Source organism: Pseudomonas fluorescens, assembly GCF_001902145.1.
In the GTDB taxonomy this organism is placed as follows: domain Bacteria; phylum Pseudomonadota; class Gammaproteobacteria; order Pseudomonadales; family Pseudomonadaceae; genus Aquipseudomonas; species Aquipseudomonas fluorescens_BV.
Window position 1 is genome coordinate 289523 of sequence record NZ_MRST01000025.1, and the last position, 24686, is coordinate 314208.

General features: G+C 64.0%; 13 protein-coding genes. 9 read left to right on the plus strand and 4 right to left on the minus strand.

Translation table 11 applies throughout. The features are described 5' to 3' along the window. Position 1: 1 nt before the first annotated feature. A complete protein-coding gene (locus BUE92_RS17810) occupies positions 2 to 14032 on the minus strand; it encodes a non-ribosomal peptide synthase/polyketide synthase (protein ID WP_073525363.1) in 14031 nt (4676 codons plus the stop codon). Between the two features lie 210 nt (positions 14033 to 14242). Between BUE92_RS17810 and BUE92_RS17815 the strand changes: the two genes are divergently transcribed. Continuing rightward, a complete protein-coding gene (locus BUE92_RS17815) occupies positions 14243 to 14494 on the plus strand; it encodes a type II toxin-antitoxin system HicA family toxin (RefSeq protein ID WP_073525365.1) in 252 nt (83 codons plus the stop codon). Further along, positions 14491 to 14853 (plus strand): type II toxin-antitoxin system HicB family antitoxin, encoded by a 363-nt coding sequence (locus BUE92_RS17820; RefSeq protein WP_073525367.1) that lies wholly within the window; start codon positions 14491 to 14493, stop codon positions 14851 to 14853. The genes BUE92_RS17815 and BUE92_RS17820 overlap by 4 nt, the downstream gene beginning before the upstream one ends. Positions 14854 to 14900: 47 nt before the next feature. Here BUE92_RS17820 and BUE92_RS17825 read toward each other — a convergent pair whose 3' ends face one another. Further along, positions 14901 to 16073, minus strand: a complete 1173-nt coding sequence (locus BUE92_RS17825) for an MFS transporter (RefSeq protein ID WP_073525369.1) — start codon at positions 16071 to 16073, stop codon at positions 14901 to 14903. A 132-nt stretch (positions 16074 to 16205) separates the two neighbouring features. Here BUE92_RS17825 and BUE92_RS17830 point away from each other — a divergent pair, with 132 nt between their 5' ends. Beyond that, positions 16206 to 16793: a TetR/AcrR family transcriptional regulator gene (locus BUE92_RS17830; RefSeq protein ID WP_073525370.1), complete on the plus strand. Its 588-nt coding sequence runs from the start codon at positions 16206 to 16208 to the stop codon at positions 16791 to 16793. Here BUE92_RS17830 and BUE92_RS17835 read toward each other — a convergent pair. Together BUE92_RS17835 and BUE92_RS17840 are read right to left on the minus strand one after the other, a co-directional pair. After that, positions 16777 to 18132: an MATE family efflux transporter gene (locus tag BUE92_RS17835; protein ID WP_073525371.1), complete on the minus strand. Its 1356-nt coding sequence runs from the start codon at positions 18130 to 18132 to the stop codon at positions 16777 to 16779. The two genes, BUE92_RS17830 and BUE92_RS17835, sit on opposite strands and share 17 nt — an antisense overlap. An 80-nt stretch (positions 18133 to 18212) precedes the next feature. Continuing rightward, on the minus strand, positions 18213 to 19043 hold the full coding sequence (locus BUE92_RS17840; RefSeq protein ID WP_073525372.1) for an IclR family transcriptional regulator: 831 nt from the start codon (positions 19041 to 19043) through the stop codon (positions 18213 to 18215). Between the two features lie 243 nt (positions 19044 to 19286). Between BUE92_RS17840 and BUE92_RS17845 the strand changes: the two genes are divergently transcribed. Genes BUE92_RS17845 through BUE92_RS17870 form a run of 6 tightly spaced genes read left to right on the plus strand, consistent with a single transcriptional unit; the run spans position 19287 to position 24680 of the window. Beyond that, on the plus strand, positions 19287 to 20315 hold the full coding sequence (locus BUE92_RS17845; protein ID WP_073525373.1) for an ABC transporter ATP-binding protein: 1029 nt from the start codon (positions 19287 to 19289) through the stop codon (positions 20313 to 20315). After that, entirely contained in the window at positions 20312 to 21157 is an 846-nt protein-coding gene (locus BUE92_RS17850) for an ABC transporter permease (RefSeq protein ID WP_073525374.1), read from the plus strand. Before BUE92_RS17845 ends, BUE92_RS17850 begins: the two co-directional genes overlap by 4 nt. A 4-nt stretch (positions 21158 to 21161) precedes the next feature. Continuing rightward, complete coding sequence (locus tag BUE92_RS17855) at positions 21162 to 21956, plus strand: ABC transporter permease (RefSeq protein ID WP_073525376.1); 795 nt, start codon at positions 21162 to 21164, stop codon at positions 21954 to 21956. Continuing rightward, complete coding sequence (locus BUE92_RS17860) at positions 21956 to 22246, plus strand: (2Fe-2S)-binding protein (protein WP_014718832.1); 291 nt, start codon at positions 21956 to 21958, stop codon at positions 22244 to 22246. Before BUE92_RS17855 ends, BUE92_RS17860 begins: the two co-directional genes overlap by 1 nt. Next, positions 22243 to 23586, plus strand: a complete 1344-nt coding sequence (locus tag BUE92_RS17865) for an NAD(P)/FAD-dependent oxidoreductase (RefSeq protein ID WP_073525378.1) — start codon at positions 22243 to 22245, stop codon at positions 23584 to 23586. The genes BUE92_RS17860 and BUE92_RS17865 overlap by 4 nt, the downstream gene beginning before the upstream one ends. Further along, positions 23583 to 24680 (plus strand): NAD(P)/FAD-dependent oxidoreductase, encoded by a 1098-nt coding sequence (locus tag BUE92_RS17870; RefSeq protein WP_073525379.1) that lies wholly within the window; start codon positions 23583 to 23585, stop codon positions 24678 to 24680. Before BUE92_RS17865 ends, BUE92_RS17870 begins: the two co-directional genes overlap by 4 nt. Positions 24681 to 24686: the final 6 nt, after the last annotated feature.

A 24686-nucleotide genomic window follows, 5' to 3' on the forward strand; every position in this document is an offset into this window, starting at 1 on the left:
TTCAAATCGCCTCTAGTTCGCTCAAAAAGTCACGAAGGTCATCAAAATCTTCCACGCTGCCGGCGCGGAAAGTGGCTGCAGCCTGCACGTAGGCGCGCAGCGATTCGGTCTGGAACAGTTCCATCAACGGTACGTCCAGGCCGAGCTCGGCCTGCACCCGCGAGGTAATCTGGATAGCCAGCAAGGAGTGGCCACCGACATCAAAGAAGTTGTCGTTCAGGCCCACTTGCGGCAGGTGCAGGATGTCGGCCCAGATCGTGGCGATCTGCTGCTCAAGCTCGGTTTGTGGAGCCACGTACTGCTGCATCTGGCTCGCATCCGGCAGCGGCAGGCCTTTGCGGTCGAGCTTGCCGTTGGGGGTCAGCGGCATCTGCGCCAGGAATACGAAGTGGCTGGGCACCATGTAGTCCGGCAGGTCGGCTTTCAGGGCACGACGCAGGGCGTCACGGAACTCAACCTGGTCGGCCAGGCTGGCGTCGGCCGGTACCACATAGGCCACCAGTTGTTTGCCGGTCGGCCCCTCCTGGGCGACCACCACGGTTTCACCGACACTGGCTTGCTCACGCAAACGCGCTTCGATTTCCCCCAGCTCGATACGGAAACCGCGGATCTTCACCTGATGGTCCACACGCCCCAGGTAATCCACCACGCCGTCCGGACGCCCGCGGGTCAGGTCGCCGCTGCGATACACGCGACTGCCGGGCTTGCCGAACGGGTCCGGCACGAAGCGTTCGGCGGTTAACGCCGGACGCTCCAGATAGCCTCGGGCCACACCCTCGCCGCCAAGGTACAACTCGCCGGCTACGCCGATGGGTTGCAGGTTCAGTTGCGCATCCAACACGTAGCCACTGCGGTTGCCCAGCAAGGTACCGATGGGCGCGTAGACGGCGCCACATGGGTCGCCCTTGCGTGCCTTCCACAGCAGCGGCGTAACCACGGTTTCGGTCGGGCCGTAGCCGTTGAACAGGTATTTAGGCTTCAGCGCGCGCCACGCCAGGTCGTAGCTGGCTTGAGCAACGGCATCACCACCGAAGCAGTACACCCGCACTGGCGGTGGGTTGCCATCGCGCTCGGCATGTTCGGCCAACTGTTGCAGGTACACCGGTGGGAACACCGCCATGGTCACGTTGTGGCGATGCATCTGCTCGTAGGTGTATTCCGGCAGCCACAGGCTGTCGTCACGGATCAACACGCTGGCGCCGTTGATCAGCGGGTGCATCCAGCCTTCGTGGGAGCCGTCGAAAGCAAACGACATGAAGTGCAGTTCGCAATCGGCCGGCGAGGTTTCATAGCGCTCGCCAGTGGCGATGATATGCGCCACCAACGGCCCGTGGGACACCGCCACGCCCTTGGGCAAACCGGTGGAGCCGGAGGTGTAGATCACGTAGGCAAGGTTGTCGCCGTCCAGCGCCACATTCGGTGCCGTATCGCTGTAACCGGACCACTCTTCGGTGAGATCAATCGCCAGGGTACCCAGGCCCTCGGGGACTGGCAATTGCTGCAGCGCCCGGCTGTGAGTCAGCAGCAGTTGCGCACGGCTGTCCTGCATCATGTACAGCAGGCGATCACGTGGGTATTCGATATCCAGCGGCACATACACGCCACCGGCTTTCATCACCGCCAGGAACGCCACCATGATCTCGGCACTGCGCGGCATGGCGATGGCCACGCGCACTTCCGGGCCGACGCCACGGGCGATCAGGGCATGGGCCAGGCGGTTGGCCTGGCGATCCAGCTCGCCGTAGCTCAGGGTCTGCGCGTCGAATTTCACCGCCACCGCCGTCGGGTTTTCCCGGGCGCGATCGCCGACCAATTCATGCACCAGGCGCTCGGCTGAGAAGCCGGCGTCGGTCTGGTTCCACAGCTCAAGAATCTGCTGTTGCTCATCCTCGCCCAGCAAGCTCAATTGGCTGATGGGTTGCTGTGGGTCGATCACCATTGCCCGCAACAGGTTCTGCCAATGCCCGGCCATGCGCTCGATGGTCGCCACGGCGAACAGATCGGTGGCATAACTCAGGGAGGCACGCAGGGCCGTCTGGCTTTCTTCCACATCCAGCGCCAGGTCGAACTGGGCCACGCCTTCGTCCAGATCCAGGACTTCGACGTGCAGGTCGGCCAGGTGATGCAGATGGCTGTCGGCAGCGCTCACACGGTGGTTGAACAACACTTGGAACAACGGGCTCAGGCTCAGGCTGCGCTCCGGTTGCAATGCCTGCACAAGCTGTTCGAACGGCAGGTCCTGGTGAGCCTGGGCCTCCAGGGAACGCTGACGCACCTGGTGCAGCAATTGCTCGCTGCTCATTTGCCCGTGAATATCGGCCTTGAGCACTTGGGTGTTGACGAAGAAGCCGATCAACCCCTCGGTTTCCAGGCGATTGCGGTTGGCAATCGGCACGCCGACGCGCACATCTTCCTGGCCGCTGTAGCGATGCAGCAACACCTGGTAAGACGCCAGCAGCAGCATCGGCAGCGTGACGCCAGCGTGCTGCGCCAGTGCGCGCAAACCGCCCAACAACTCAGGATGCAACTCGATACCCAAGCGTGCGCCGCGATGGCTTGGCTGTGCCGGGCGCGGATGGTCGAACGGCAACTCCAGCACCGGTTGCTCGCCGCTCAACTGCTCGCGCCAGTAGGCCAGTTGACGCACCTGCTCACCCGCCTCCATCCAACCGCGCTGCCACACGGCATAATCGGCGTACTGGATCGGCAGCGCCGGCAATTGCACGTCCTGGCCTTGGCTGGTAGCGGCATACGCCTGCACCAGCTCCTCGACCATCAACTGCATCGACCAGCCGTCAGAGACGATGTGATGCTGCACCAGCACCAGCACGTGGTCGTCCTCGGCCAGGCGCAGCAAGGTGACCCGCAGCAGCGGCCCACGCAGCAGGTCGAAAGGCTGGGCGACCACCTGCGCGACCCGCGCCTTGAGGCCGGCATAGTCGCTGTCGACCTGCTCGATATCGACCCGGCCCTGGGCATCAATGACTTGAACCGCGCCGGTGGCGTCCTGACGGAAATACGTGCGCAGGCTTTCATGGCGAACCAGCAAGCTATCGAAGCTCTCTTGCAGTGCGGTCAGATCCAACGGCCCCTGCAAACGCAGCGCGCTGGGGATGTGATAGGCGGCGCCGGCCGGGTCCAGTTGCCAGAGGAACCACTGGCGCTCCTGGGCATAAGACAGCGGCAGAGGCTGCGTGCGGTCGGCCTTGATCAGCGCCGGCGCGGTGACGCCCTCCTCGCCCAAGGCCCGCACGAAATCACCCAGCAGCGGCTGTTCGAACAGGGCCTTGAGTGGGACCTCCAGCGCCAGGGCCTGACGCACCCGTGACACCACCCGCGTGGCCAGCAATGAATGCCCGCCCAACTCGAAGAAATGATCGTCGAGGCCCACCCGGGGCAACTCCAGTACCTCGGCCCAGATCGCCGCCACCTGCTGCTCGCGCGGGGTGACGGGCGCTACATGGCCCTTGAGCGACAGGCTGGCATCCGGTTTGGGCAGTGCCTTGCGGTCGAGCTTGCCGTTGGGGGTCAGCGGCAGGCTGTCGAGGAACAGCCACTGCGCAGGCACCATGTAGTCCGGCAAGCGCTCGCGCAGCGCGGTTTTATAGACCTGCGACGCGTGCGGCGCGGCGCTGACCAGGTAAGCGATCAGCCGGTCGTTATCGGCCAGCACCACGGCTTCGCGTACGCCGTCGAACTCACGCAGGCAGGCTTCGATTTCACCCAGCTCGATACGGAAACCCCGGACCTTGACCTGATGGTCGACGCGGCCGATGTATTCCACCACGCCGTCGGCCCGATAGCGTGCCAGGTCGCCGGTACGGTACAGGCGTTCGCCCGGAGCCCCAAACGGGTTGGGCACGAAGCGTTCGGCGGTCAGCGCCGGCTGCCGGTGGTAACCGCGCGCCAGGCCGACACCGCCGATCAGCAGCTCACCGGACACACCTTGGGGGCATGGCGTGAGACCGGCATTGAGGATGAACAAGCCGGTATTGGCGATGGGTCGTCCAACGAACGGCAATGCCTGGTGCAAACGATGAGCCGACGACCAGATAGTGGTTTCCGTCGGACCATAGAGGTTCCACAACGGGCCTTGCAGGTCGAGCATGCGCTGGGCCAAATCGACGGGCAGCGCTTCGCCACCGCACAGGCAGGCGATGCCACGCAGTGAATGAGCCCGTGGGCTGTCGAGCAACATGCGCCAGGTCGAGGGCGTGGCTTGCAGCACATTCGCCGCCTGACGCTGGGCCAGATCGAGGATCGCCTCCGGGTCGAGGGCCATTGCCTGGGCGCTCAGCAACACGGTGCCGCCCACACTCAGCGGCACATACAGCTCCAGGGCGAAGATATCGAACGAGAAGGTGGTCAGCGACAACAGCCGCGCATCCTGGCCGATACTCAACGTGCCGGCCATGCCGCTGGTGAAGCTGCACAGCGCCTGGTGACGAACCATCACCCCTTTGGGCTTGCCAGTGGAGCCTGAGGTGTAGATCACGTAGGCCAGATGCTCCGGTGTCACAGCAACCTGGGGGTTGTGCTGCGCTGTGCCGGCATCCTCCACCATCAGCACCTGCACGCCGTGCGGCTGAGCCAGGTGCCCCAGCAGGTGCGGTTGCGTCAGCAGTACTTGGGCACGGCTGTCTTCAAGCATGTAGGCCAGGCGCTCTGCCGGGAATTGCGGGTCGAGCGGCACATAGGCGCCACCGGCCTTGAGGGTCGCGAGCAAGCCAACCACCATGTCCAGGGAACGCTCCACGTGCACCGCCACCAGCACGTCCGGGCCGACGCCCATGTCGATCAGACGATGGGCGAGCCGATTGGCGCGGCGGTTGAGTTCGCCGTAGCTCAGGCGCTCGTCATTGAAGTGCAGCGCGATGGCGTCGGGTTGCGCCGCGGCCTGGGCCTCAAATAACTGGTGTACGCAGCGTTCGCGTGGGTAGTCGGTGTCGCTGCGGTTCCAGTCGTGCACCATGTGCTGCCATTGCGACGGGCTGAGCATCGCCAGGTCGTCCAAGGCCACCGAGGCATCCTGCAGGACCGCGCGCAGCAGGTTTTGCCAATGCTCGGCCAGGCGTTCCACGGTCGCCCCGTCAAACAGATCCGTGGCGTAAGTCAGCGAGGCCCAGAGACCATCCACCGATTCCTCGGTTTCCAGGTTCAGGTCGAACTGCGTACTGTGACCGGCCCAATCCACTGGCTGCAAAGCCAGGCCGGGCAATTGCACCGGGGCTGAACGCAGGCTGTCCTGATGGTTGAACATCACTTGGAACAGCGGGTTATGGCTCAGGCTGCGCTCCGGCTGCAACACTTGCACGAGCTGCTCGAATGGCAAGTCCTGATGCGCCTGCGCCTCCAGGGCACGCTGCTTGACCTGGGCCAGCAACTGGTCGAACGGCATCTGCCCGTGCACCTCAGCTTGCAGCACCTGGGTGTTGACGAAAAAGCCCAGCAGTCGCTCGGTTTCGAAGCGATTACGGTTGGCGACCGGTACGCCGACACGCACCTGCGCCTGGCCGCTGTAGCGGTGCAGCAAGGTCTGGAACGTGGCCAGCAACAGCATGAACAGCGTCACGTCCTGACGCTGGGCCAGGGCCTTGAGTTCAGTCAGCAGCGCACGCTCCAGATGAATCTGGCGGCGCGCGCCACGATGGCTCTGCACTGCGGGGCGTGGATGGTCCAGGGGCAGGTCCAGCAGCGAATGTTCGTGCCCCAGGCGAGCGCACCAGTAATCGAGCTGGCGTTGTTGTTCCCCAGCCGCCATCCAGTCGCGCTGCCACTGGGCGTAGTCGGCGTACTGGATCGGCAAGGCCGGTAACCCTGCGTTGCCTTGGTACAGCGCCACCCACTCGTCGATCATCACTTGCATCGACCAGCCGTCAGAGATGATGTGGTGCTGGGTGATGACCAGCACATGGTGATCAGGCGCGACGATCAGCAACTTGACGCGCATCAGCGGGCCGTTGCGCAGGTCGAACGGGCGCTGGATCTCTTCGGTGACAGCCTGCTCGATAGCGCCGGCGTCGACCTTTTGTTGTTCAACCGGCACTGCCAGGCTTGGGTGGATGACTTGCACAGTGTGCTCGCCCGACTCCACAAAGGTGGTGCGCAGCGGTTCATGGCGTTGCACCAGGGCCTCGACGGCGCGCTCCAGCGCCGCGATGTCGAGTTCACCGCGCAGGTGCAAGGCGCTGGGCACATGATAGGCCGCGCTGGTGGGATCCAATTGCCAGAGAAACCACTGCCGCTCCTGGGCAAAGGACAACGCCAGCGGCTGCTCACGGCCAACCGCCTGCATCACGGGCGCGGTATCGGCCTGCACGTCTGCGCACGCCGCTGCGAAAGCCGCCAGCGTCGGCTGTTCGAACAGGGCCCGCAACGGCACTTCCAGCTTGAGGTCGTGACGCACCCGGGAGATCACCTGGGTGGCGAGCAAGGAGTGGCCGCCGCGTTCGAAGAAGTGATCGTCCAGGCCAACCTGTTCGACCTGCAGCACCGCTTGCCAGATCGCCGCCAACTGGATTTGCAATGGACTCTGCGGCGCCACGTAGGCGGCGCTGGCCTGGTTCAGGTCGGGTGTGGGCAGCGCACGGCGGTCGAGCTTGCCGTTGTGGTTCAACGGCAAGGCATCGAGGACCACCCAATGGCCCGGCACCATGTAGTCCGGCAACGTCTGGCGCAAGCGCGCCGCCAGTGCCTGGGTCTTTAGCGCTTGGCCTTCGGCTGGCACCACGTACGCCACCAACTGCACGCCGGTCGCGCTCGGCTGCGCAAGCACGGCGGCTTCTCGCACGTTGGGCAAGGCTTGCAGACTGGCTTCGATTTCGCCCATTTCGATACGCAGGCCACGAATCTTCACTTGATGGTCGATACGCCCGACGTACTCCAGCGCACCTGCCGGGTTATACCGGGCCAGGTCGCCACTGCGATAAAGCCGCGCACCGGGCATGGCGGAAAACGGGTCCGGCAAGAAGCGCTCGGCGGTCAGCGCCGGGCGGTCGAAGTAGCGTTGCGCCAAGCCAACCTCGGCTCCAATGCACAGCTCGCCCACGCCATCGGTGGCCAGCAGTTCGAAACCGCTGTCGAGTACATACAGGCCGCGCCCGGCAATCGCCTGCCCGATTGGCACGCCGTAGACGTCGCTGGCATCGGCCAATTGGCACTCATGCACGCTGGAGACCACCGTGGCTTCGGTGGGCCCGTAGGTGTTGACCAGGCGCACATTGCCCAAGCCCGCGGCGTACCACGCACGCACGCCCTCCACTGACATGGCTTCGCCCCCCACATGTACCTGGCGCAGCTTGCCCAGGGAGCGACGGTGCTCGGCGCACTCCTGCGCCAACAGGTACCAGTAGGCGGCGGGCAAATCGGCCAGGGTCACGCCCTGATCGATAATCTCTTGCGCCAGTTGCCCGGCGTCCCAGAGTTCATCGCCACGCATGATCAACGCCGCGCCTGCACACAGGGGCGGGAAGCACTGTTCGACAAAACCATCGAAACTGAAGGTCGCAAACTGCAACACGCGGTCTTCGGCGCTCAGTCGGCTGTACAGCGTGGCGCTGTCACAGAACTGGCCGAGGGCGGCATGGTCGATGGCCACGCCCTTGGGCTGGCCGGTGGAGCCAGAGGTGTAGATCACATAGGCCAGGTCAGCCGCCGCCGCGTGATTAGGCGGATTGGTCGTCGGGTAGCCGGTCAGTTCGTCGCCACTGGCGCTGAAATCCATGCGGGTCAGGCCGTGGGGCAAAGGCAAGTCGGCGAGTAAGCCGGTTTCGCTGAGCAGCACGTCCAGGCGGCTGTCGGCGAGCATGTAGCCCAAACGTTCCGCCGGGTATTTGGGGTCCAACGGTACGTAGGCCGCCCCGCTTTTGAGCACTGCCAGCAGGCTGACGATCAACTGCGGGCCACGCCGCGAAGCCAGGCCCACCCGTTGGCCGGGGCCGACACCAAGCGCCAACAGGCGATGGGCCAGGCGGTTGGCACGCTGGTTCAACTGGGCGTAGCTCAAGCTGGCGTCACCGGCCTGTACAGCCAGGGCGTCTGGCGTCGCCTCGGCCTGGGCTGCAATACGCTGGTGCACGCGTTCGTTGGCCTGGGGCGCTGCGGCTGAGCGGCTCAGAGCGAGCATCTGCCGTTGCACAGGGGCGTCGAGAAGGCGCAGGTTGCCCAGCGGCATGTGAGCGTCTGTGAGCAATTGCGCCAGCAGGTGTTGCAGGTTGGCGCTCAACTGCGCCACGTGCGCCTCACTGAACTGGGCACGGTCATAACTGAATTCCAGGCGCAGGCTGGCGCCCAGTTCGATGCCCAGGGTCAATGGATAGTGCGTTCGCTCATGGTTGTGCAGGCGACCGAAGGTCAGGCCGGCCGGCGCGCCTTGCTTGAGCGCCTCGGCGACCGGGAAGTTCTCGAACACCAGCAAGGTGTCGAACAGCGCGCCCTGCTGGCCAGCCCAGCCCTGGATGTCGTAGAGCGGCACATGTTCATGGTCGCGCAGGCTGAGGTTGAGCGCTTGCAGTTCGCTGAGCCACGTCGCGGCCGACTGGGCTGGCGAGGCTGCGCTGATGATCGGCAAGGTGTTGATGAACAGGCCCAGTTGCTGCTCGATCCCCGGCAGCGGTGCGGAACGCCCGGCCACGGTGGCACCGAAGGCGACGCAGTCCTGGCCGGTGTAGCGTTGCAGCAACAGGCTCCAAGCCCCTTGCAACAGGGTATTGAGGGTGACTTTGTGCTGGCGTGCGAACTCGCCGAGGCGTCGGGTAAAGTCGCTCTCCAGTGCCACCTGATGGTCAGCCATGCCCAGCCCGTCTACCGGCGTGCGCAGCGCTTGCGCCAGCAGAGTCGGCGCGGGCAATGCTGCCAGGGCGGTTGTCCAGAACGCTTCGCCCGAGGATTGTTGTTGCAGCCAGGCGAGGTAATCGCGGAACTGCCCGAGCGGCTCCGGCACAGCCTGCCCCGCATAATGCGCGATGACCTCGGCGAGCAACTGCGCGTTACTCCAACCGTCCATGAGGATGTGGTGGCTGGTGAAAATAAAGTGCCAGGCCGCACCGGTACCGCGCACCAGCGTCAGGCGAAACAGCGGCGCGGCATTCAGGGCAAAACCGCGTTCGCGTTCGGCCTGGGCCAGGGTGTCGAAATCGGCGTCGGGGTCTTCGATCACTTGCAGTTGCAGGTCGACCTGGCGCGGGATCAGCTGATGAGCACTGTCCAGGCCCAGCCAATGGAAGCTGCTGCGCAGGATGTCGTGACGATCCAGTGCAGCCTGCCAGGCACGCCCGAAGGCGAGCAAATCAAGGCCCTCGATGTCGAGGCGCAACTGGTTGATGTAGGCTTGGGCCTCGGGTTCCAACAGGGTGTGGAACAGCATGCCTTGCTGCATCGGCGACAGCGGATAAAGGTCGGCAATCGCCGGCCCGGCCACGGGCAAGGCATCCAGTTGCTGCTGCGTGAGGCGCGCCAGCGGGAAATCCGACGGGCTCACCTGGCCTGCCGGCGTGGCACAACAATGCTCGATCAGCGCCCTGAGTTCGGCTGCGTATTCATCCGCCAGACCTTGAACAGTCGCCGCCTCGAACATCTCCCGGCTGAACCCCCATTGCAACGACAGCTCGCCGCCATACACCTGGCCTTCCAGCGTCAGCCAGTTGGCCAGCGGTGCCTCTGGATCCTGGGCCTGGCCACTGCCCTGACTGGCCGGCACCAACAGTGCCGACTCGTTGAACTGACGGTCGAACTGGCCCAGGTAGTTGAAGGTGATGCGCGGCGCGGTAAGGTTCGCCAGGCGTTCCTGCGCGTGTGGCGCGCCCAGGTAGCGCAGCAGGCCGTAGCCCAGGCCTTTGTCGGGCACGGCGCGCAGCTGTTCCTTGACCGCCTTGATCGCCCCGGGCAACTCGCCTTCGGCGTGCAGGCGCACCGGGTATAGGCTGGTGAACCAGCCGACGGTGCGGCTCAGGTCGATGTCGTCAAACAGGTCTTCACGACCGTGGCCTTCCAATTGAATAAGCGCAGCAGGTTGCTCGCTCCAGCGGCTGATTACCCGCGCCAGGGCGGTCAACAGCAGGTCGTTGACTTGGGTGCGATAGGCCACTGGCGCGTCTTGCAGCAGTCGGCGGGTGTGCTCGGCGTCGAGGCGTGTTTCCAGCTTGGCACCCAGGCGGTTTTGCAGGCCGCCTTCGGGGTGATCACACGGCAGTTCGGCGTCGATGGATTGGGCTTGCCAGTACGACAATTGCTCGTCGAGGGTTTGCGCGTGGCTATACAACTGCTGCGCCCAGTGCTGATAGGCACTGGTTTTCGCCGGCAGCGCCTGTTCGCGGTAGGCCTGTTGCAAGTCCTCAAGCAGGATGCGCCAGGACACGCCATCCACCACCAAGTGATGGATCACCAGCAGCACACGCTGGCTGCCATCGACCATGCTCACCAACGCGGCGCGTAGCAGTGGGCCTTGCGCAAGGTCAAGGCTGCGCTGGGCTTCATCACACAGCGCCGCCAACTCGGCTTCGGTGCTGGCCTGGCATTGCCACAACAGCGGTTCGCTGACATAGACGGCATGGCTCTGCTGCCAGCCGTCAGCCTGCTGCACGAAGCGCAGGCGCAAGGCGTCATGATGCTGGATCAACCGCGCCAGCGCTGCCTCCAACCGTGCAGGCTCAAGCACCTCACCGGGCACCAGCAACAAGGACTGATTCCAGTGATGCCGCGCCGGGATCGGCTGGTCGAAGAAACTGTGTTGCACGGGCGTCAGCATGACCTCGCCACTGACCGGGCCCAGGTCTATCACGCTGACCTGCTCGAGGCGCGCCACCAGAGCCAGGCTGCGGATGCTCTGGTACTGGAACAGGTCACGCGGGCTCAGGCGAATGCCGGCCTGACGGGCGCGGCTGACCACCTGGATGGAGATGATCGAATCGCCACCCAGTTCGAAGAAGTTATCGTCCTGGCCGACCTGCTCAACGCCCAGCACGTCGCTCCAGATGGCAGCCAGGTCTGTTTGCAGGTCACCTTGAGGGGCGACAAATGCCTGTTGCAGTGCCGCGTCCGGCACTGGCAACGCCTTGCGGTCGAGCTTGCCGTTGGCGGTCACCGGCAGCTTGGGCAGCGCAATGAAATGCGTTGGCACCATGTATTCCGGCAAGCTGCTGAGCAACCAGGCCTTGAGGTCCGTTGGCGCCTCGCCTGCATGCACCAGATAGGCGACCAACTGCTTGCCGCCGTGTACCAGCACCACGGCTTCGCGCACGCGTGGATGCTGTATCAGGCGCGCTTCGATTTCGCCCAGTTCGATACGCAAGCCACGCAACTTGACCTGATGATCGAGACGGCCGAGGTATTCGATCACCCCATCGGCACGTTGGCGCACGCGGTCACCGGTGCGATACAGGCGTTCGCCCGTCACGAACGGGCTGGGCACAAAACGTTCGGCGGTCAACGCCGGGCGCCGATGGTAACTGCGCGCCAGGCCAACGCCGCCCAGGTAGAGTTCGCCACTGACGCCGGCCGGCACCGGGTTGAGTTGTGCGTCCAGCACGTAGGTGCCGAGGTTGGCGATGGGGCGGCCGATGGGCACGCTGTCGGCGCCTTCGTCGATGCAGGTCCAGTGCGTGACGTCGATGGCCGCCTCGGTCGGGCCATAGAGGTTGTACAGCGCCGCAGCGGGCAACTTGGCGAACACTTGCTGTTGCGCATCCAGGGGCAAGGCCTCGCCGCTACAGACGATACGCGTGAGGCTCGCGCACGCCTGTACGCCCGGCTCATGGATAAACGCCTGCAACATCGACGGCACGAAGTGCAAGGTGGTGATGGCGTGCCGGCCAATGGTGTCGATCAGGCGCGCCGGTTCACGGTGTTCGCCAGGCGCCGCTACCACCAGGCGTGCGCCGGTCATCAGCGGCCAGAAGAACTCCCACACCGACACGTCGAAGCTGAACGGGGTTTTCTGCAAGACCGCGTCATTGGCACCCAGGCCATACGCCTGCTGCATCCAGCTCAAGCGGTTGACCAAGGCGCGATGGCTATTGCCAGCGCCTTTGGGCTTGCCGGTGGAGCCCGAGGTGTAGATCACGTAGGCCAGGTTCAGGGCATGCAGGGCCACCGCCGGCGATTCGCTGCTGTAGCTGTCGAGCCAAAGCACCGGCTGGTCCAGGGCAATTACCTGGATACCGGCGACGGGCAGCGACGCCAGCAGGCTCTGCTGGCTGAGCAGCAACTGAATGCCACTGTCTTCGATCATGTAGGCCAGGCGTTCCTGGGGGTACTCAGGGTCGAGGGGCACGTAGGCGCCACCGGCCTTGAGAATGGCCAACAGGCCAACCACCATTTCGATGGAGCGCTCGATGCAGATACCTACCAGCACGTCGGGCCCTACGCCCTGCTCGCCCAGGGCATGGGCCAACTGGTTGGCGCGTGCGTCGAGCTGGGCGTAGGTCAAGGTGGCGGTACCGAACACCAGCGCCGGTGCATCGGGGCTGCGCCGCGCCTGGTCTTCGATCAAGTGATGAATCCCGCGCTCGGTCGGGTACGCCTCGGCGGTCTGGTTCCAGATGTGAACCAGCCGTTGCTGTTCAGCCGCGTCAAGCATGGGCAATTCGCCGATGCGCTGTTCGCCATCGAGCACCATGGCCTGCAGCAGGCGTGTCCAGTGCCGGGCCATGCGCTCGATGGTGGGCGTATCGAACAAGTCATTGGCGTAGGTCAGTGCGGCATGCAGGGTGCCGGACTTTTCATAGGTGTCCAGGGTCAGGTCGAACTGGGTGGTGCGGCCTTGCCATTCCACCAGGGCCAATTCCAGCCCCGATGCAGTACTGACCGAGGCGATGTCGGCGACTACCGGCTGATGGTTATACATCACCTGGAACAGCGGCGTGTGGCTCAGGCTGCGCTCGATTTTCAGCGCCTCCACCAGCCGCTCGAAGGGCAACTCCTGATGGGCCTGGGCGCCCAGGGCATGCTCCTTGATACCTTGCAGCAACTCGGCAACCCGTGTTTGCCCGGTCAGTTCGGTGCGCAACACCTGGGTGTTGACGAAGAAACCGATCAGGCCCTCGACTTCGGTGCGATTGCGATTGGCAATCGGCACACCGACACGGATATCGCCCTGGCCGGTATAGCGGTGCAGCAGCACATTGAAGGCACCGAGCAGCAGCATGAACAGGGTGACGTTATGTTTTTGCGCGCAACTGCGCAGTTGCGCGGCCAGCGCTGACTCAATCGCAAAGTTATGCCGTGTGCCTTGGTAGCTGGGCATGGCCGGGCGCGGGTGGTCGGTGGGCAGCTCCAGGACCGGATGCTCATCGCCCAGGCGAGCCTGCCAGTATTCCAACTGGCGCGCCTGCTCACCCGCCTCCAGCCAACGTCGTTGCCACAGGGCGTAGTCGCTGTACTGGATGGGCAGCGCCGGCAGTTGGGGCGCCTCGTTGCGCTCATGGGCGTCATAGCAACGGATGAACTCGTCGATCAGCACATTCATCGACCAACCGTCGGAGACGATATGGTGCAGGGTCAGCAGCAGCACGTGTTCCTGCTCGGCAAGCTTGAGCAGTTGCACGCGCAGCAGTGGCCCGTGTTCCAGGTCGAACGGCAACAGCGATTGACGGGTGGCGGCGGCGTTGACGGCCTGCTCCCGTGCATCAAAGGCCAAGGCCGTGAAGTCCAGGTGCTCGACTGTCACCGACGGCTCCACCGCCACCTGCTCCAGGCGCTCATCGGCCTGACGCTGGAACAGCGTGCGCAGGGTTTCGTGACGCGCCACCAGGCTGGCGAACGCTTGCTCCAGCGCTGGCAGGCTCAGCGCCCCCCTCAGGCGCACTGCGCCGGGCAAATTGTAGGCGCCGCTGGCCGGGTCCAATTGCCATAGAAACCACATGCGCTGCTGCGCGTAGGACAGCGCCTGGCGATCCTCAACCTCCACCCCTGCTGGAATCGGAAACCTTGAAAAATCCACGCCTTCTTTCTGCAAGGCTTGCAGGAACAGTTGGCGTTTTTCCAGGGGCAGCCCGATAAACCGGCGAGCAAGTTTCAAGGAGTCTTCAGCATTCATTTCTTGGAATCCGGGGCAATAGGCGGGAAGCACAAAGGCACGTCGTCCCTATAAAACGAACCGGGCGGGGAAAAATTAGCGAGGGGATGGGTGGCGCCGAGTGAGCTGTCATCAGGGGTTACATCAATCCCCGGGAGGCGACGCGAACCTGAGCTAGGATTGACGAACACCACTTTTTGCAACTACATTTAGTTACACGCAGGGAACGCCGTGTCCAAAAATGAAAAGCTGCTCGCCAAACTGCTCAATGAGCACGTGGCATTTACCTGGTCTGAGCTCGTCACGTTATTACGCCGATTGGGATACACACAGATTGAAGGGGCCGGAAGCCGGGTCAAGTTCGACATTGGCGACCCCAGTGCAATGATCACCCTGCACAGGCCTCACCCCGGCAACGAACTGAAACACTACATTCGGCGCCAGATCATCGAACAATTGAAATCAGGAGAACTGATTCAGTGAACAACCAACTGAAACACAAAGGCTACATCGGCTCCATCGAAGCCAGCCTCGAAGACAACTGCCTGTTCGGCAAGATCCTCTTCATCAAGGCGCTGGTGAGCTACGAAGGCAAGACCGTCGCAGAGTTGGACGCCGCTTTCAAAGAGGCTGTGGAGGATTACCTCACCACGTGCCAGGCCCTGGGACAGACACCCGAAAAACCCTGCAAGGGCTCATTCAACGTGCGTGTCGGCCATGACCTGCATTTGGCGGCCGCCCTTGCGGCGACTCGAAAAAAAGTGACGTTGAACGACCTTACGCGCCAGGCGCTCAACGAGTTCCTGCAGCAACATGGATCAGAGGGGCTTGCCACCGTTTGAGTGCAATCGACACAGCGCTCGCTATCAGGTATGGACCGTCCCCACACTCAGCCCAACCGTCGATACCCCAGCACGGCTGAGCCCATGACGACACCCCCCGCCGCCAGCGCCACCCAAAACCCGCTGGTGGCGCCAAAGTGGTCGATCATCCACCCCGAACTGGCGGCGCCAATGGCCACGCCGATGCTCAGGCCGGTGATCAGCCAAGTCATGCCTTCGGTAAGGCGGCTGGCCGGGACGATCTGCTCCACCATGGCCATCGACACAATCAAGGTGGGCGCGAAGAACAGCCCGGAGATGAAGATCGCAGCGGCCAAGCCGGGAATATTGCTCACCAGCAGCAAGGGCAAGGTGGTCAACGCCGTGGCTACGCCGCAGTACAGGAACTGACGTGGCAACGGTGCCTTGAGTTTGAGGGCACCGAAGGCCAACCCGGCCAGGCACGAACCAATGGCATACACCGACAGCACGATACTCGCCGCCGCCGGTTGGCCCTGATGCTGGGCGAAGGCCACGCTCACCACATCCACCACGCCGACGATCACGCCCATGGCCAGCAGCAAAATCATCAGGATCAATACCGACGGCGACGCAATCAGCCAACGTCCGTGCGCCCCCTGATGCGCGTGTACCGGTGGCTCGGTTTGCCGTTGCAACACAAAGGTGGTGACGCCCACCGCCAGCAACAACGCCGCCACCAGGGGCCCGGCTTCTGGGAACACCGCCACGCTCAACCCCACCGAAATGGGCGGGCCGATGATGAAGCACACCTCATCGAGTACCGACTCCAAGGCAAACGCGGTTTGCAGCCTGGGCTGGCCACGGTACACCTCGGTCCAGCGCGCTCGCACCATGGCCGACATATTGGGCATGCAGCCCGCCAGCGCGGCGAACAGAAACAGCGTCCAATTCGGCGCCTGCAACCGCGTACACAACAGCAGCATCAATAGCGCCCCGCCGCCGATCAGCGCGGCAATCGGCAGCACCCTGCCCTGGCCGTAGCGGTCCACCCAACGTGACACTTGCGGCGCGCAAAGCGCCGTGGCCAGGGCAAACACCGCCGCCACCGAACCGGCCAGGCCATAGCCGCCATGCACCTGGGACAGCATGGTGATCAGGCCGATGCCGGTCATGGATATCGGCATGCGTGCCAGCATGCCAGCGAGCACAAAGGCCCGGGCACCGGGCACCTGGAATAATTCAGCGTAGGGGTTTGCCATCCTGCTTGACCTCTTGCTCGACGCCCTGGGCTTGCTATCTGAAGCCATCAGGGCAGAATACATACGGCGCGTATGTGGCAGATCATGCTTCGCATACGCGGCGTATGTCAATCACTTAGCCAAGAGACGCCCATGAGCCGAGCCCGAGCTGAAATGATCGAAGACACCCGCTCCCGCCTGATAGCGAGCGCGCGCCGGGCCTTCGCCACCCAAGGCTATGCCAATACCTCGATGGATGACTTCACTGCCCGCGCCGGCCTGACGCGCGGTGCGCTGTATCACCACTTTGGTGACAAAAAAGGGTTGCTGGCGGCGGTGGTAGCTCAACTCGACAGCGAGATGGACGCGCGCTTGCAACGCATCTCGGAGCAGGCCGTAGAGCCTTGGAGTGGTTTTTGCGAGCGCTGCCGGGCCTATCTGCGCATGGCCCAGGACCCGGAAATCCAGCGCATTGTATTGCAGGATGCACCGGCGGTACTGGGCGACACCGGCTCCCAACAACACTGCGTGGAGTCCTTGCGCCAATTGCTGGAGGCCCTGATGCAAGCGGGCCTGATGCCTACGGCACCCAGCCACGCACTGGCGCAGTTGATCAACGGCAGCCTGGTCAATACCGCATTGTGGATTGCCCGGGATGAACACCCGGGCACACGGCTGGAGGAAGGCTTGCAAGGCCTGGAGCTGCTCCTGCAGGGGCTCGGCCTCACACCAACCGTTTGATCTGCTTATGCCGCCACACCAGGCGGTAATAGGCGATCTGCAACACCAGCATCGCCAGGTAGGTCACTGGAAATGCCATCCACACCCCTTCCAATCCGAAGTGGGCGTTGAACAGATAGGCCATCGGCAGTTCCACGCCAAGCACGCAGAAGATCGAGATCGCCACCGGCATCAGCACCACGCCGCTGGCGCGCATGATGCCGCCGATCACCGCCTGGAAGCCGAATATCAGGATGCTCCAGAGCATGATGTGCAGCAGATGTTCGGCCCTGATGCGGGCGCTGTCGTCGGTGATGAACAGGCCCAGCAACCAGTGGGACAGCCCGTAGCCGAGCACGATCAAGCCACCGGTGAGGCACAGGTTGATCACAAGCCCGGTGCGCAGGATCGGCCCGATGCGCTCCTGGCGCCCGGCGCCAATCGCCTGGGCGCCGAGGATCGAGGCGGTGATGGCGATCGACAGCGCCGGGAACTGCACATAGTTGACGATCTGCGTCACCGCGCCATAGGCCGCCGTGGCCTGGGAACCGTGGCCGTTGACCAAGGCCAGGATGACCAGCTCCGACAGCGATAGCACCACCATCTGCAAGCCCGTCGGCAGGCCGATGCGCAGGACTTTGCCGAGGATCACGCGGTCCAGGCGCAAGGCTGCAAGCAGCGCGCGGTCCGGCGCCATCACATGGTTTTTATGCCGCAGGCGCAGGATCAAAAACAGCATCGCCAGGGCGTTACCCACCAGCCCGGCATACACCGCACTCTGGATGCCCATGGGCGGCAGGCCGATCCAGCCGCGAATCAGCGCAGGCGTCAGCAGCAAGCCCACCAGGGTGGAGACCATCAATGCCAGCAACGGCGAAATCGTGTCGCTGACGCCACGCAGCAGTTGGGTATAGAGGATGAACACCAGCAGTAACGGCATGATCAACATCATCATCTGGGCGTAGCCCACCGCATCGTCGAGCACATCCACCGGCGTGCCCAACGCCTGCAATGCCGGGCGCGCAAACAGGCTGCCCAGCACAGCGGCAACCAGGCCCACCAACGCGCCCAGGGTCAGGGTGGCACCAGTAATCGCCTTGACCATTCCGGTCTCCTGGGCGCCCCATGCCTGGCCGATCAACACCGAGGCCCCCGCCCCCAGGCCGATCACCAGGGCGATAAAGAAAAACACGATGGGAAACATCCCCGACACCGCCGCCAATGCCTGGGTGCCAAGCATTTGCCCAACGTAAATGCCGTTGAGGGTGCCGGAAAAGCTCTGCAGGAAATTGGACAGCACCATCGGTGCCAGGAACATCAGGTAGATCTGCCACAGCGGGCGTTGCAAAGGGTTTTGCATGAAAAACGGGGCCTCGAATCACGAAAGCGTCTCAGGGTTATACCGTAACAGGATCCAATATGCTGTTGTGAAGGCCCGGGTTAACCCCCAAAGGTCTGCGACGGCCTGCGCAACGTCGGGTCAAACGGATTTAGCCGCGGCCCGATGGCCGCCGCCTCGCGTTTGAGCAACTCCACCACCATCGGCAAGCGGCTCGGCCCCAGGCGGTCGCTGATGGTCGCCACGCTCAACGCCGCGACCGCATACCCGTCGCGGTTGAGGATGGGCACCGCCAGCCCTGCCATGCCTTCCAGCACACCGGTGTTGCGTGCCGCATAACCCAGGTGGCGCACGTTCTCCACTTCAGAGCGCAGCAACACTTCGTCGTACAGGTGGAAGTCCTTGAGCCGTGGCAGGTTGTAGCGGATCACCGTCTCGCGCTCCTCTTCCGGCAGAAACGCCAGGATCGCCAGGCTGCCCTGCCCCACACCCAAGGCCACGCGCCCACCGATATCGCCGGTGAAGGTACGGATCGGGTACGGGCCCTCGCTGCGGTCCAGGCAAATGGCGTCGAAGCCGCTGCGCGCCAGCAGGAACAGCGAGTCCCCCAGCGACGCGCTCAGGCGCAACAGGCTGGGGCGCACCAGGTCGCGCAGGTTGCCGGTCTTGCCCGCGTTGGCCGCCAACGCGAAAAACTCCAGGCTCAGGCGATAGCGTTTGCTGCGTGCATCCTGCTCGACCATGCCTTCGTCCATCAGGCTACGCAGCAGGCGATGGGTGGTGGGTTGGGACAAGCCCACCTGTTGGGCGAGCTGGGTGACCCGCTCGCCGCCCTCGGGTACCTCCCCCAGGGCGCGCAGCACAGCAAACAACCGGGAGACGCTGCCCGCACCGACTTCCTTGCCGCCGTCATTCCGCTCAGTGGAATTCATAACACTTAATCTCGTTAATAATTCTGACGAATGAATAAATCGTAAAATAGTAGTCCGTTGAGTGAAATTCTACCTTCCGCCCATCCTAGTCTTCGTCCTAATCTGCGTCCACAGGGGCGAAATGAACAACAACCGGCAGCCGACTTGAGATCGAGCGCCAACGCACCGGCACCGCACTTTTCGCATCTGCCCAAAACAAGAAAGCGCGTTTTTGACGCGACTGAATAAAGGTGGAACGCAGACATGGCATTTCTCCAACTTAAAGCCTTGAGCAAACGCTATGGCGCCGTCGATGCGGTGGTCGCCACTGACCTGGCGGTGGAACAAGGTGAGTTCGTTTCCCTGCTCGGCCCTTCAGGCTGTGGCAAGACCACCACCCTGCAAATGATCGCCGGTTTTGTCGACGTCAGCGGTGGCCAGATCCTGCTCGATGGTCGCGACATCACCCACGCCAAACCCGCCAGCCGAGGCCTGGGCGTGGTGTTCCAGAGCTATGCGCTGTTCCCGCACATGAACGTGCGCGACAACGTCGCCTTCGGCCTGAAGATGCGCAAGGTGCCGGCCGCCGACATCGCCACCCGCGTCAACACCGTGCTGGAGCTGGTACGCCTGGCCCAACATGCCGAGCGCTACCCCCGTGAGCTGTCCGGCGGCCAGCGCCAGCGCGTGGCCCTGGCCCGTGCGTTGGTGATCGAGCCGCCGGTGTTGTTGCTCGATGAGCCGCTGTCCAACCTCGACGCCAACCTGCGCGAAGAGATGCAGTTTGAAATCCGCCGTATCCAGTGCGCGGTCGGCATTACCACCCTGATGGTCACCCATGACCAGGCCGAAGCCCTATCCATCAGCGACCGCGTGGTGGTGATGCAGGCCGGGCGTGTGACCCAGATCGACGCGCCGTACAAACTCTATGAACACCCGCGCACGCGCTTTATCTCGGACTTCGTCGGCAAGGCCAACCTGCTGGCCGGCGACTACGATGCGCTCGGCATCCCCCAAGTGCGTCACCACGGCGGCACAGGCGAACTGACCCTGAGCCTGCGCCCGGAAAAAATCCAGCTGGTGGCCCCCGGCACCGGGCGCATGCAAGGCACAGTGCTCGACCGCTACTTTTTCGGCAGCCAGTGGCTGTACCGCGTCCACACCGCCCTGGGCGAAATCACCGTGGTGCGCAGTAACGACGGCAGCGCGCCCTTGGCTAGCGGCGCAGCGGTGGGCCTGCAATGGCAAGCCGATTTGCTGCGAGTACTGGCGGCCGATGAGGTGCACCCATGAGTCGTGGTTACCTGCTCTCGCTGCCGGCGCTGGTGCTGTTTGCCGGGCTGCTGATCATGCCGCTGGGCCTGACCCTGATGCTGTCGTTCAATGTGTTCGATTACCAAGTGGGCGTAAAGGCCGATGAGTGGACCCTGGCCCACTACTGGGCGCTGGTGAGTGACGCCTACTTCTACGAGATTTTCTGGCGCACGTTCTGGATCAGTGCCCTGGTGACGCTGCTGTGCGTGGTGATCGGCGTGCCGGAGGCCTACATCCTCAGCCGCATGGGCACACCGTGGCGCTCGATCTTTTTGATAGTGATCCTCACGCCGCTGCTGATTTCGGTGGTGGTGCGCGCGTTTGGCTGGAGCCTGCTGCTCGGCGCCGACGGCCTGGTCAACCAGGTGATCCAGGCGCTGGGCGGGCGCCCTATGAAGCTGCTGTATACGCCGTTCGCCGTGATCATCGCATTGGTACACGTGATGCTGCCGTTCATGATCATCCCGGTGTGGACCTCCCTGCAAAAGCTCGACCCGTCGGCGGAACAGGCGGCGTTGTCCCTGGGCGCCAGCCAAGCCACGGTGATGCGCAAGATCGTATTGCCCCAAGTGATGCCCGGTGTGCTGTCCGGCACCCTGATCGTGTTCGGCTTGGCTGCCAGCTCCTTTGCGATCCCCGGCCTGCTGGGTGGGCGGCGCTTGAAGATGGTCGCCACCGTGGTGTACGACCAGTACCTCTCGGAACTCAACTGGCCCATGGGCGCGACCCTCGCGGTGGCGCTGCTGTTGGTCAATCTGCTGATCATGCTGAGCTGGAACCGTATGGTCGAAGGCCGCTACAAAAAGTCCCTGGGGGTTTAAGCGCATGTCCAGAAACGGTCCTTTGGCCCTCGGTTTCCATGCAATGGTGGTGCTGTTCATGATGGCGCCGCTGGTGGTGGTGTGCCTGGTGGCATTCACGCCAGAGAACACCTTGAGCCTGCCCACATCGGACTTCTCCCTGCGCTGGTTTCACGCCGTGTTCGAACGCGCCGACTTTATCCAGGCGTTCTACAACAGCCTGATCCTGGCCTTCACCGCCGCCACCCTGGCGACCCTGATTGCGGTGCCGGCGGCCCTGGCGATCAGTCGCTATTCGTTCCCAGGGCGCAATTTCTTCAGCGCGCTGTTCCTGTCGCCCATCATCATTCCGCACCTGGTGCTGGGGGTGGCAATGCTGCGCCTGTTTGCGCTGATGGGCGTGAATGGCAGCTTCACCTGGCTGATGCTCGCCCACGTAGTGATCATCACCCCCTACGTGTTGCGCCTGGTATTGGCGGCGGCCATCGGCATTGATCGCAGCGCCGAGCAGGCCGCCGAATCCCTCGGCGCCGGGCGCTTTACGCTGTTCCGGCGGATCACCCTGCCGATGATTTTGCCCGGTGTGGCCGGTGGGTGGTTGCTGGCGTTCATCAACAGTTTCGATGAAGTGACCCTGTCGATTTTCGTCAGCTCGCCCGCCACGCAAACCCTGCCGGTGCGCATGTACGTGTACGCCACCGAGTCCATCGACCCCATGATGGCGGCCGTGTCGGCGCTGGTGATCGCACTGACGGCAGCGACCATGATCCTGCTGGACCGGGTCTACGGCCTGGACCGCGTGCTGGTGGGGAAACACTGATGGCTTTGTTCAAGCGCCTGAGCGAAACCCAGCGCCCTGCCCTGGCCTTCACCCTCGACGGCCAACCCGCCACGGGGTTGCTCGGCGACACCCTGCTGACCGCCATGCTGACCTGTGCCGAGCACCTGCGCGGCAGCGATTTCAGCGCCGAGCGCCGCGCCGGGTTCTGCCTGATGGGCGCGTGCCAGGATTGTTGGGTACGGCTGGCCGATGGGCGGCGGGTGCGCGCCTGTTCGACCCTGCTGGAAGACGGCCAGGCGATCAGCCGTGATCCGGGGCGCCAGCCATGAAGCCGGTGGTGATTGTGGGTGCAGGCCCGGCGGGGATCAGCGCGGCGCGCACCTTGCTCGACCATGGCATCACACCTTGCCTGGTGGATGAGAGCCCACGCGGTGGCGGGCAGATTTATCGGCGCCAACCCCAAGGGTTCCAACGCACCGCCCAGCAGATCTACGGGTTTGAAGCGCGCAAGGCCCAAGCCGTGCACCGCACCATGGATGAATTGGCAGCCTTGATCGACTATCGGCCCGATACCTTGGTGTGGAATGCCGAGGACGGCCGCCTGGACATGCTCAATAACGGGCGCGCCGACAGCCTCGAATACGCGCAGGTGATAGTCGCCACCGGCGCCACCGACCGCATCCTGCCGGTGCCGGGCTGGACATTGCCTGGTGTCTACAGCCTGGGCGCGGCGCAAATCGCCTTGAAGTACCAAGGCTGCGCGATTGGCGAACGCGTGGTGTTTTGTGGCTCCGGGCCGTTGCTTTATTTAGTCGCTTACCAATACGCAAAGGCCGGTGCCAAGGTGCTGGCGGTGCTCGACAGTGCACCGCTGAGCGCCCAATGCCGTGCCTTACCGGCGCTGCTCAGGCAACCGGCGACCCTGGTCAAGGGCATGTATTACCGCGCCTGGCTGACCGCCCACGGGGTTCCCGTGCATCAGGGCGCAACGCTCAAGCAGATCGACGGCGACCAACGGGTGCGTGGCATTCGCTGGGGCGAACAGACTCTGCCATGCGATGCGGTGGCCTTCGCCCATGCCCTGCGCAGCGAAACGCAATTGGCCGATCTGCTCGGCTGTGAGTTTGCCTGGAACCGCCTCAACCGCGCCTGGCTACCGCAACGCGACAGCGCCGGGCGCAGCAGTGTCGACACGGTGTACCTGGCGGGCGACGGCGCCGGCATCATGGGCGCCGATGCCGCGCACATGGCCGGCGAATGCGCCGCGCTGGCGTTGCTGGAAGATACCGGCGTCGCGGTCGACCCGCACCGCCGGGCCACACTGGAGCGGCAGCTGGCGCGTATCCAGCGTTTTCGCCAGGGCCTGGAAACCGCGTTCCCCTTCCCCGAACACTGGGCCGCGCAAGCGCCGGACGAACTGATCCTGTGCCGCTGCGAAGAGGTCAGCGTCGGCGAGGTGCGCGCTGTGGTGGATGAAGGCCACTGGGAAATCAATCGGGTCAAAGCCCATTGCCGCGTCGGCATGGGCCGTTGCCAAGGGCGGATGTGCGGGTTGGCAGCGGCGGAAATAGTGGCAGAGCGCAGCGGCCGCGACCTCCCACAGATCGGGCGCTTGCGTGGCCAGGCGCCGATCAAGCCGCTGCCGTTTGGCGTGCAGGTACAGTCATGATCGACGTCATCGTTTTGGGCGGCGGCATCGTCGGGGCTTCAGCGGCCTTGATGCTCGCGCAGAAAGGTCAGCGGGTGGCCCTGATAGAACGGGATTTTTGTGGCTCGCACGCAAGCGGCGTCAATTACGGCGGCGTGCGACGCCAGGGGCGGCCCTTGCATCAGTTACCGCTGTCGCAGCGCGCCCATCAACTGTGGGCCGACCTGCCTGGATTGATTGGTATCGACGGTGAATACGTGCGCTCCGGGCATTTGAAGCTGGCGCGCAGCCCTGGGGATTTTGCCGCACTGCAAGCCTACGCCGAGCAGACCCGTGGTTTTGGCCTGGGCTTGCAGCTGTTGGACCGTACCGAGTTGCGCAGGCGCTTTCCCTGGGTGGGCGACGTGGCAGTGGGCGCCTCCTTGTGCCCGGATGACGGGCATGCCAACCCGCGCCTGGTGGCCCCGGCCTTTGCCCGTGCCGCCCAGCGCCACGGTGCTGCGGTGTACGAGCAAGCCGACGTTATCGGCATCGAGCACGACAGCCGGTTGTTCCAGGTGCGCTGCGCCAACGGCCTGCATCTGCAAGCGCCGTGGCTGCTCAACTGCGCTGGCGCCTGGGCCGGCAAGGTCGCCGCGCAATTGGGCGAGCCGGTGCCGATCACCTCGGCGCACCCGGCGATGCTGGTCACCGAGCCGCTGCCGGGGGTGATGACGGTCAGCACCGGCGTCGAGGGCGGCGGCATCTATGCCCGGCAAGTCGCCCGCGGTAATTGCATCCTCGGCGGCGGACGCGGCTTTGCCCTCGGCCCGCAGCAGGCCAGGCCGGGCCAGGCGGCGGTGCTGGAGATCCTGCGCAATGCCGGCGAGCTCTACCCGTTTCTCCAGGGTGCCCAGGCCATTCGCACCTGGAGCGGCACCGAAGGTTACCTGCCCGACCACGAACCGGTGATCGGCCCCAGCAGTACCCAACCCGGCCTGCTCCACGGTTTCGGCTTTGCCGGCGCCGGGTTCCAGCTCGGCCCCGCCGTCGGTGAAGCCTTGGCAGAGATCGTCTGCGACGGCGCCAGCCGCCAACCCATCGAAGCGTTTTCCATCCGTCGTTTCCAAGCCTGAGAGGAA

Bases quoted from the DNA above. Each gene is read 5' to 3' on its own strand.
- BUE92_RS17850 (WP_073525374.1), top strand. From the start codon at position 20,312: ATGAGTCGTGGTTACCTGCTCTCGCTGCCGGCGCTGGTGCTGTTTGCC.
- BUE92_RS17865 (WP_073525378.1), top strand. From the start codon at position 22,243: ATGAAGCCGGTGGTGATTGTGGGTGCAGGCCCGGCGGGGATCAGCGCG.
- BUE92_RS17825 (WP_073525369.1), bottom strand. From the start codon at position 16,073: ATGGCAAACCCCTACGCTGAATTATTCCAGGTGCCCGGTGCCCGGGCC.
- BUE92_RS17860 (WP_014718832.1), top strand. From the start codon at position 21,956: ATGGCTTTGTTCAAGCGCCTGAGCGAAACCCAGCGCCCTGCCCTGGCC.
- BUE92_RS17840 (WP_073525372.1), bottom strand. From the start codon at position 19,043: ATGAATTCCACTGAGCGGAATGACGGCGGCAAGGAAGTCGGTGCGGGC.
- BUE92_RS17845 (WP_073525373.1), top strand. From the start codon at position 19,287: ATGGCATTTCTCCAACTTAAAGCCTTGAGCAAACGCTATGGCGCCGTC.
- BUE92_RS17855 (WP_073525376.1), top strand. From the start codon at position 21,162: ATGTCCAGAAACGGTCCTTTGGCCCTCGGTTTCCATGCAATGGTGGTG.
- BUE92_RS17835 (WP_073525371.1), bottom strand. From the start codon at position 18,132: ATGCAAAACCCTTTGCAACGCCCGCTGTGGCAGATCTACCTGATGTTC.
- BUE92_RS17870 (WP_073525379.1), top strand. From the start codon at position 23,583: ATGATCGACGTCATCGTTTTGGGCGGCGGCATCGTCGGGGCTTCAGCG.
- BUE92_RS17830 (WP_073525370.1), top strand. From the start codon at position 16,206: ATGAGCCGAGCCCGAGCTGAAATGATCGAAGACACCCGCTCCCGCCTG.
- BUE92_RS17810 (WP_073525363.1), bottom strand. From the start codon at position 14,032: ATGAATGCTGAAGACTCCTTGAAACTTGCTCGCCGGTTTATCGGGCTG.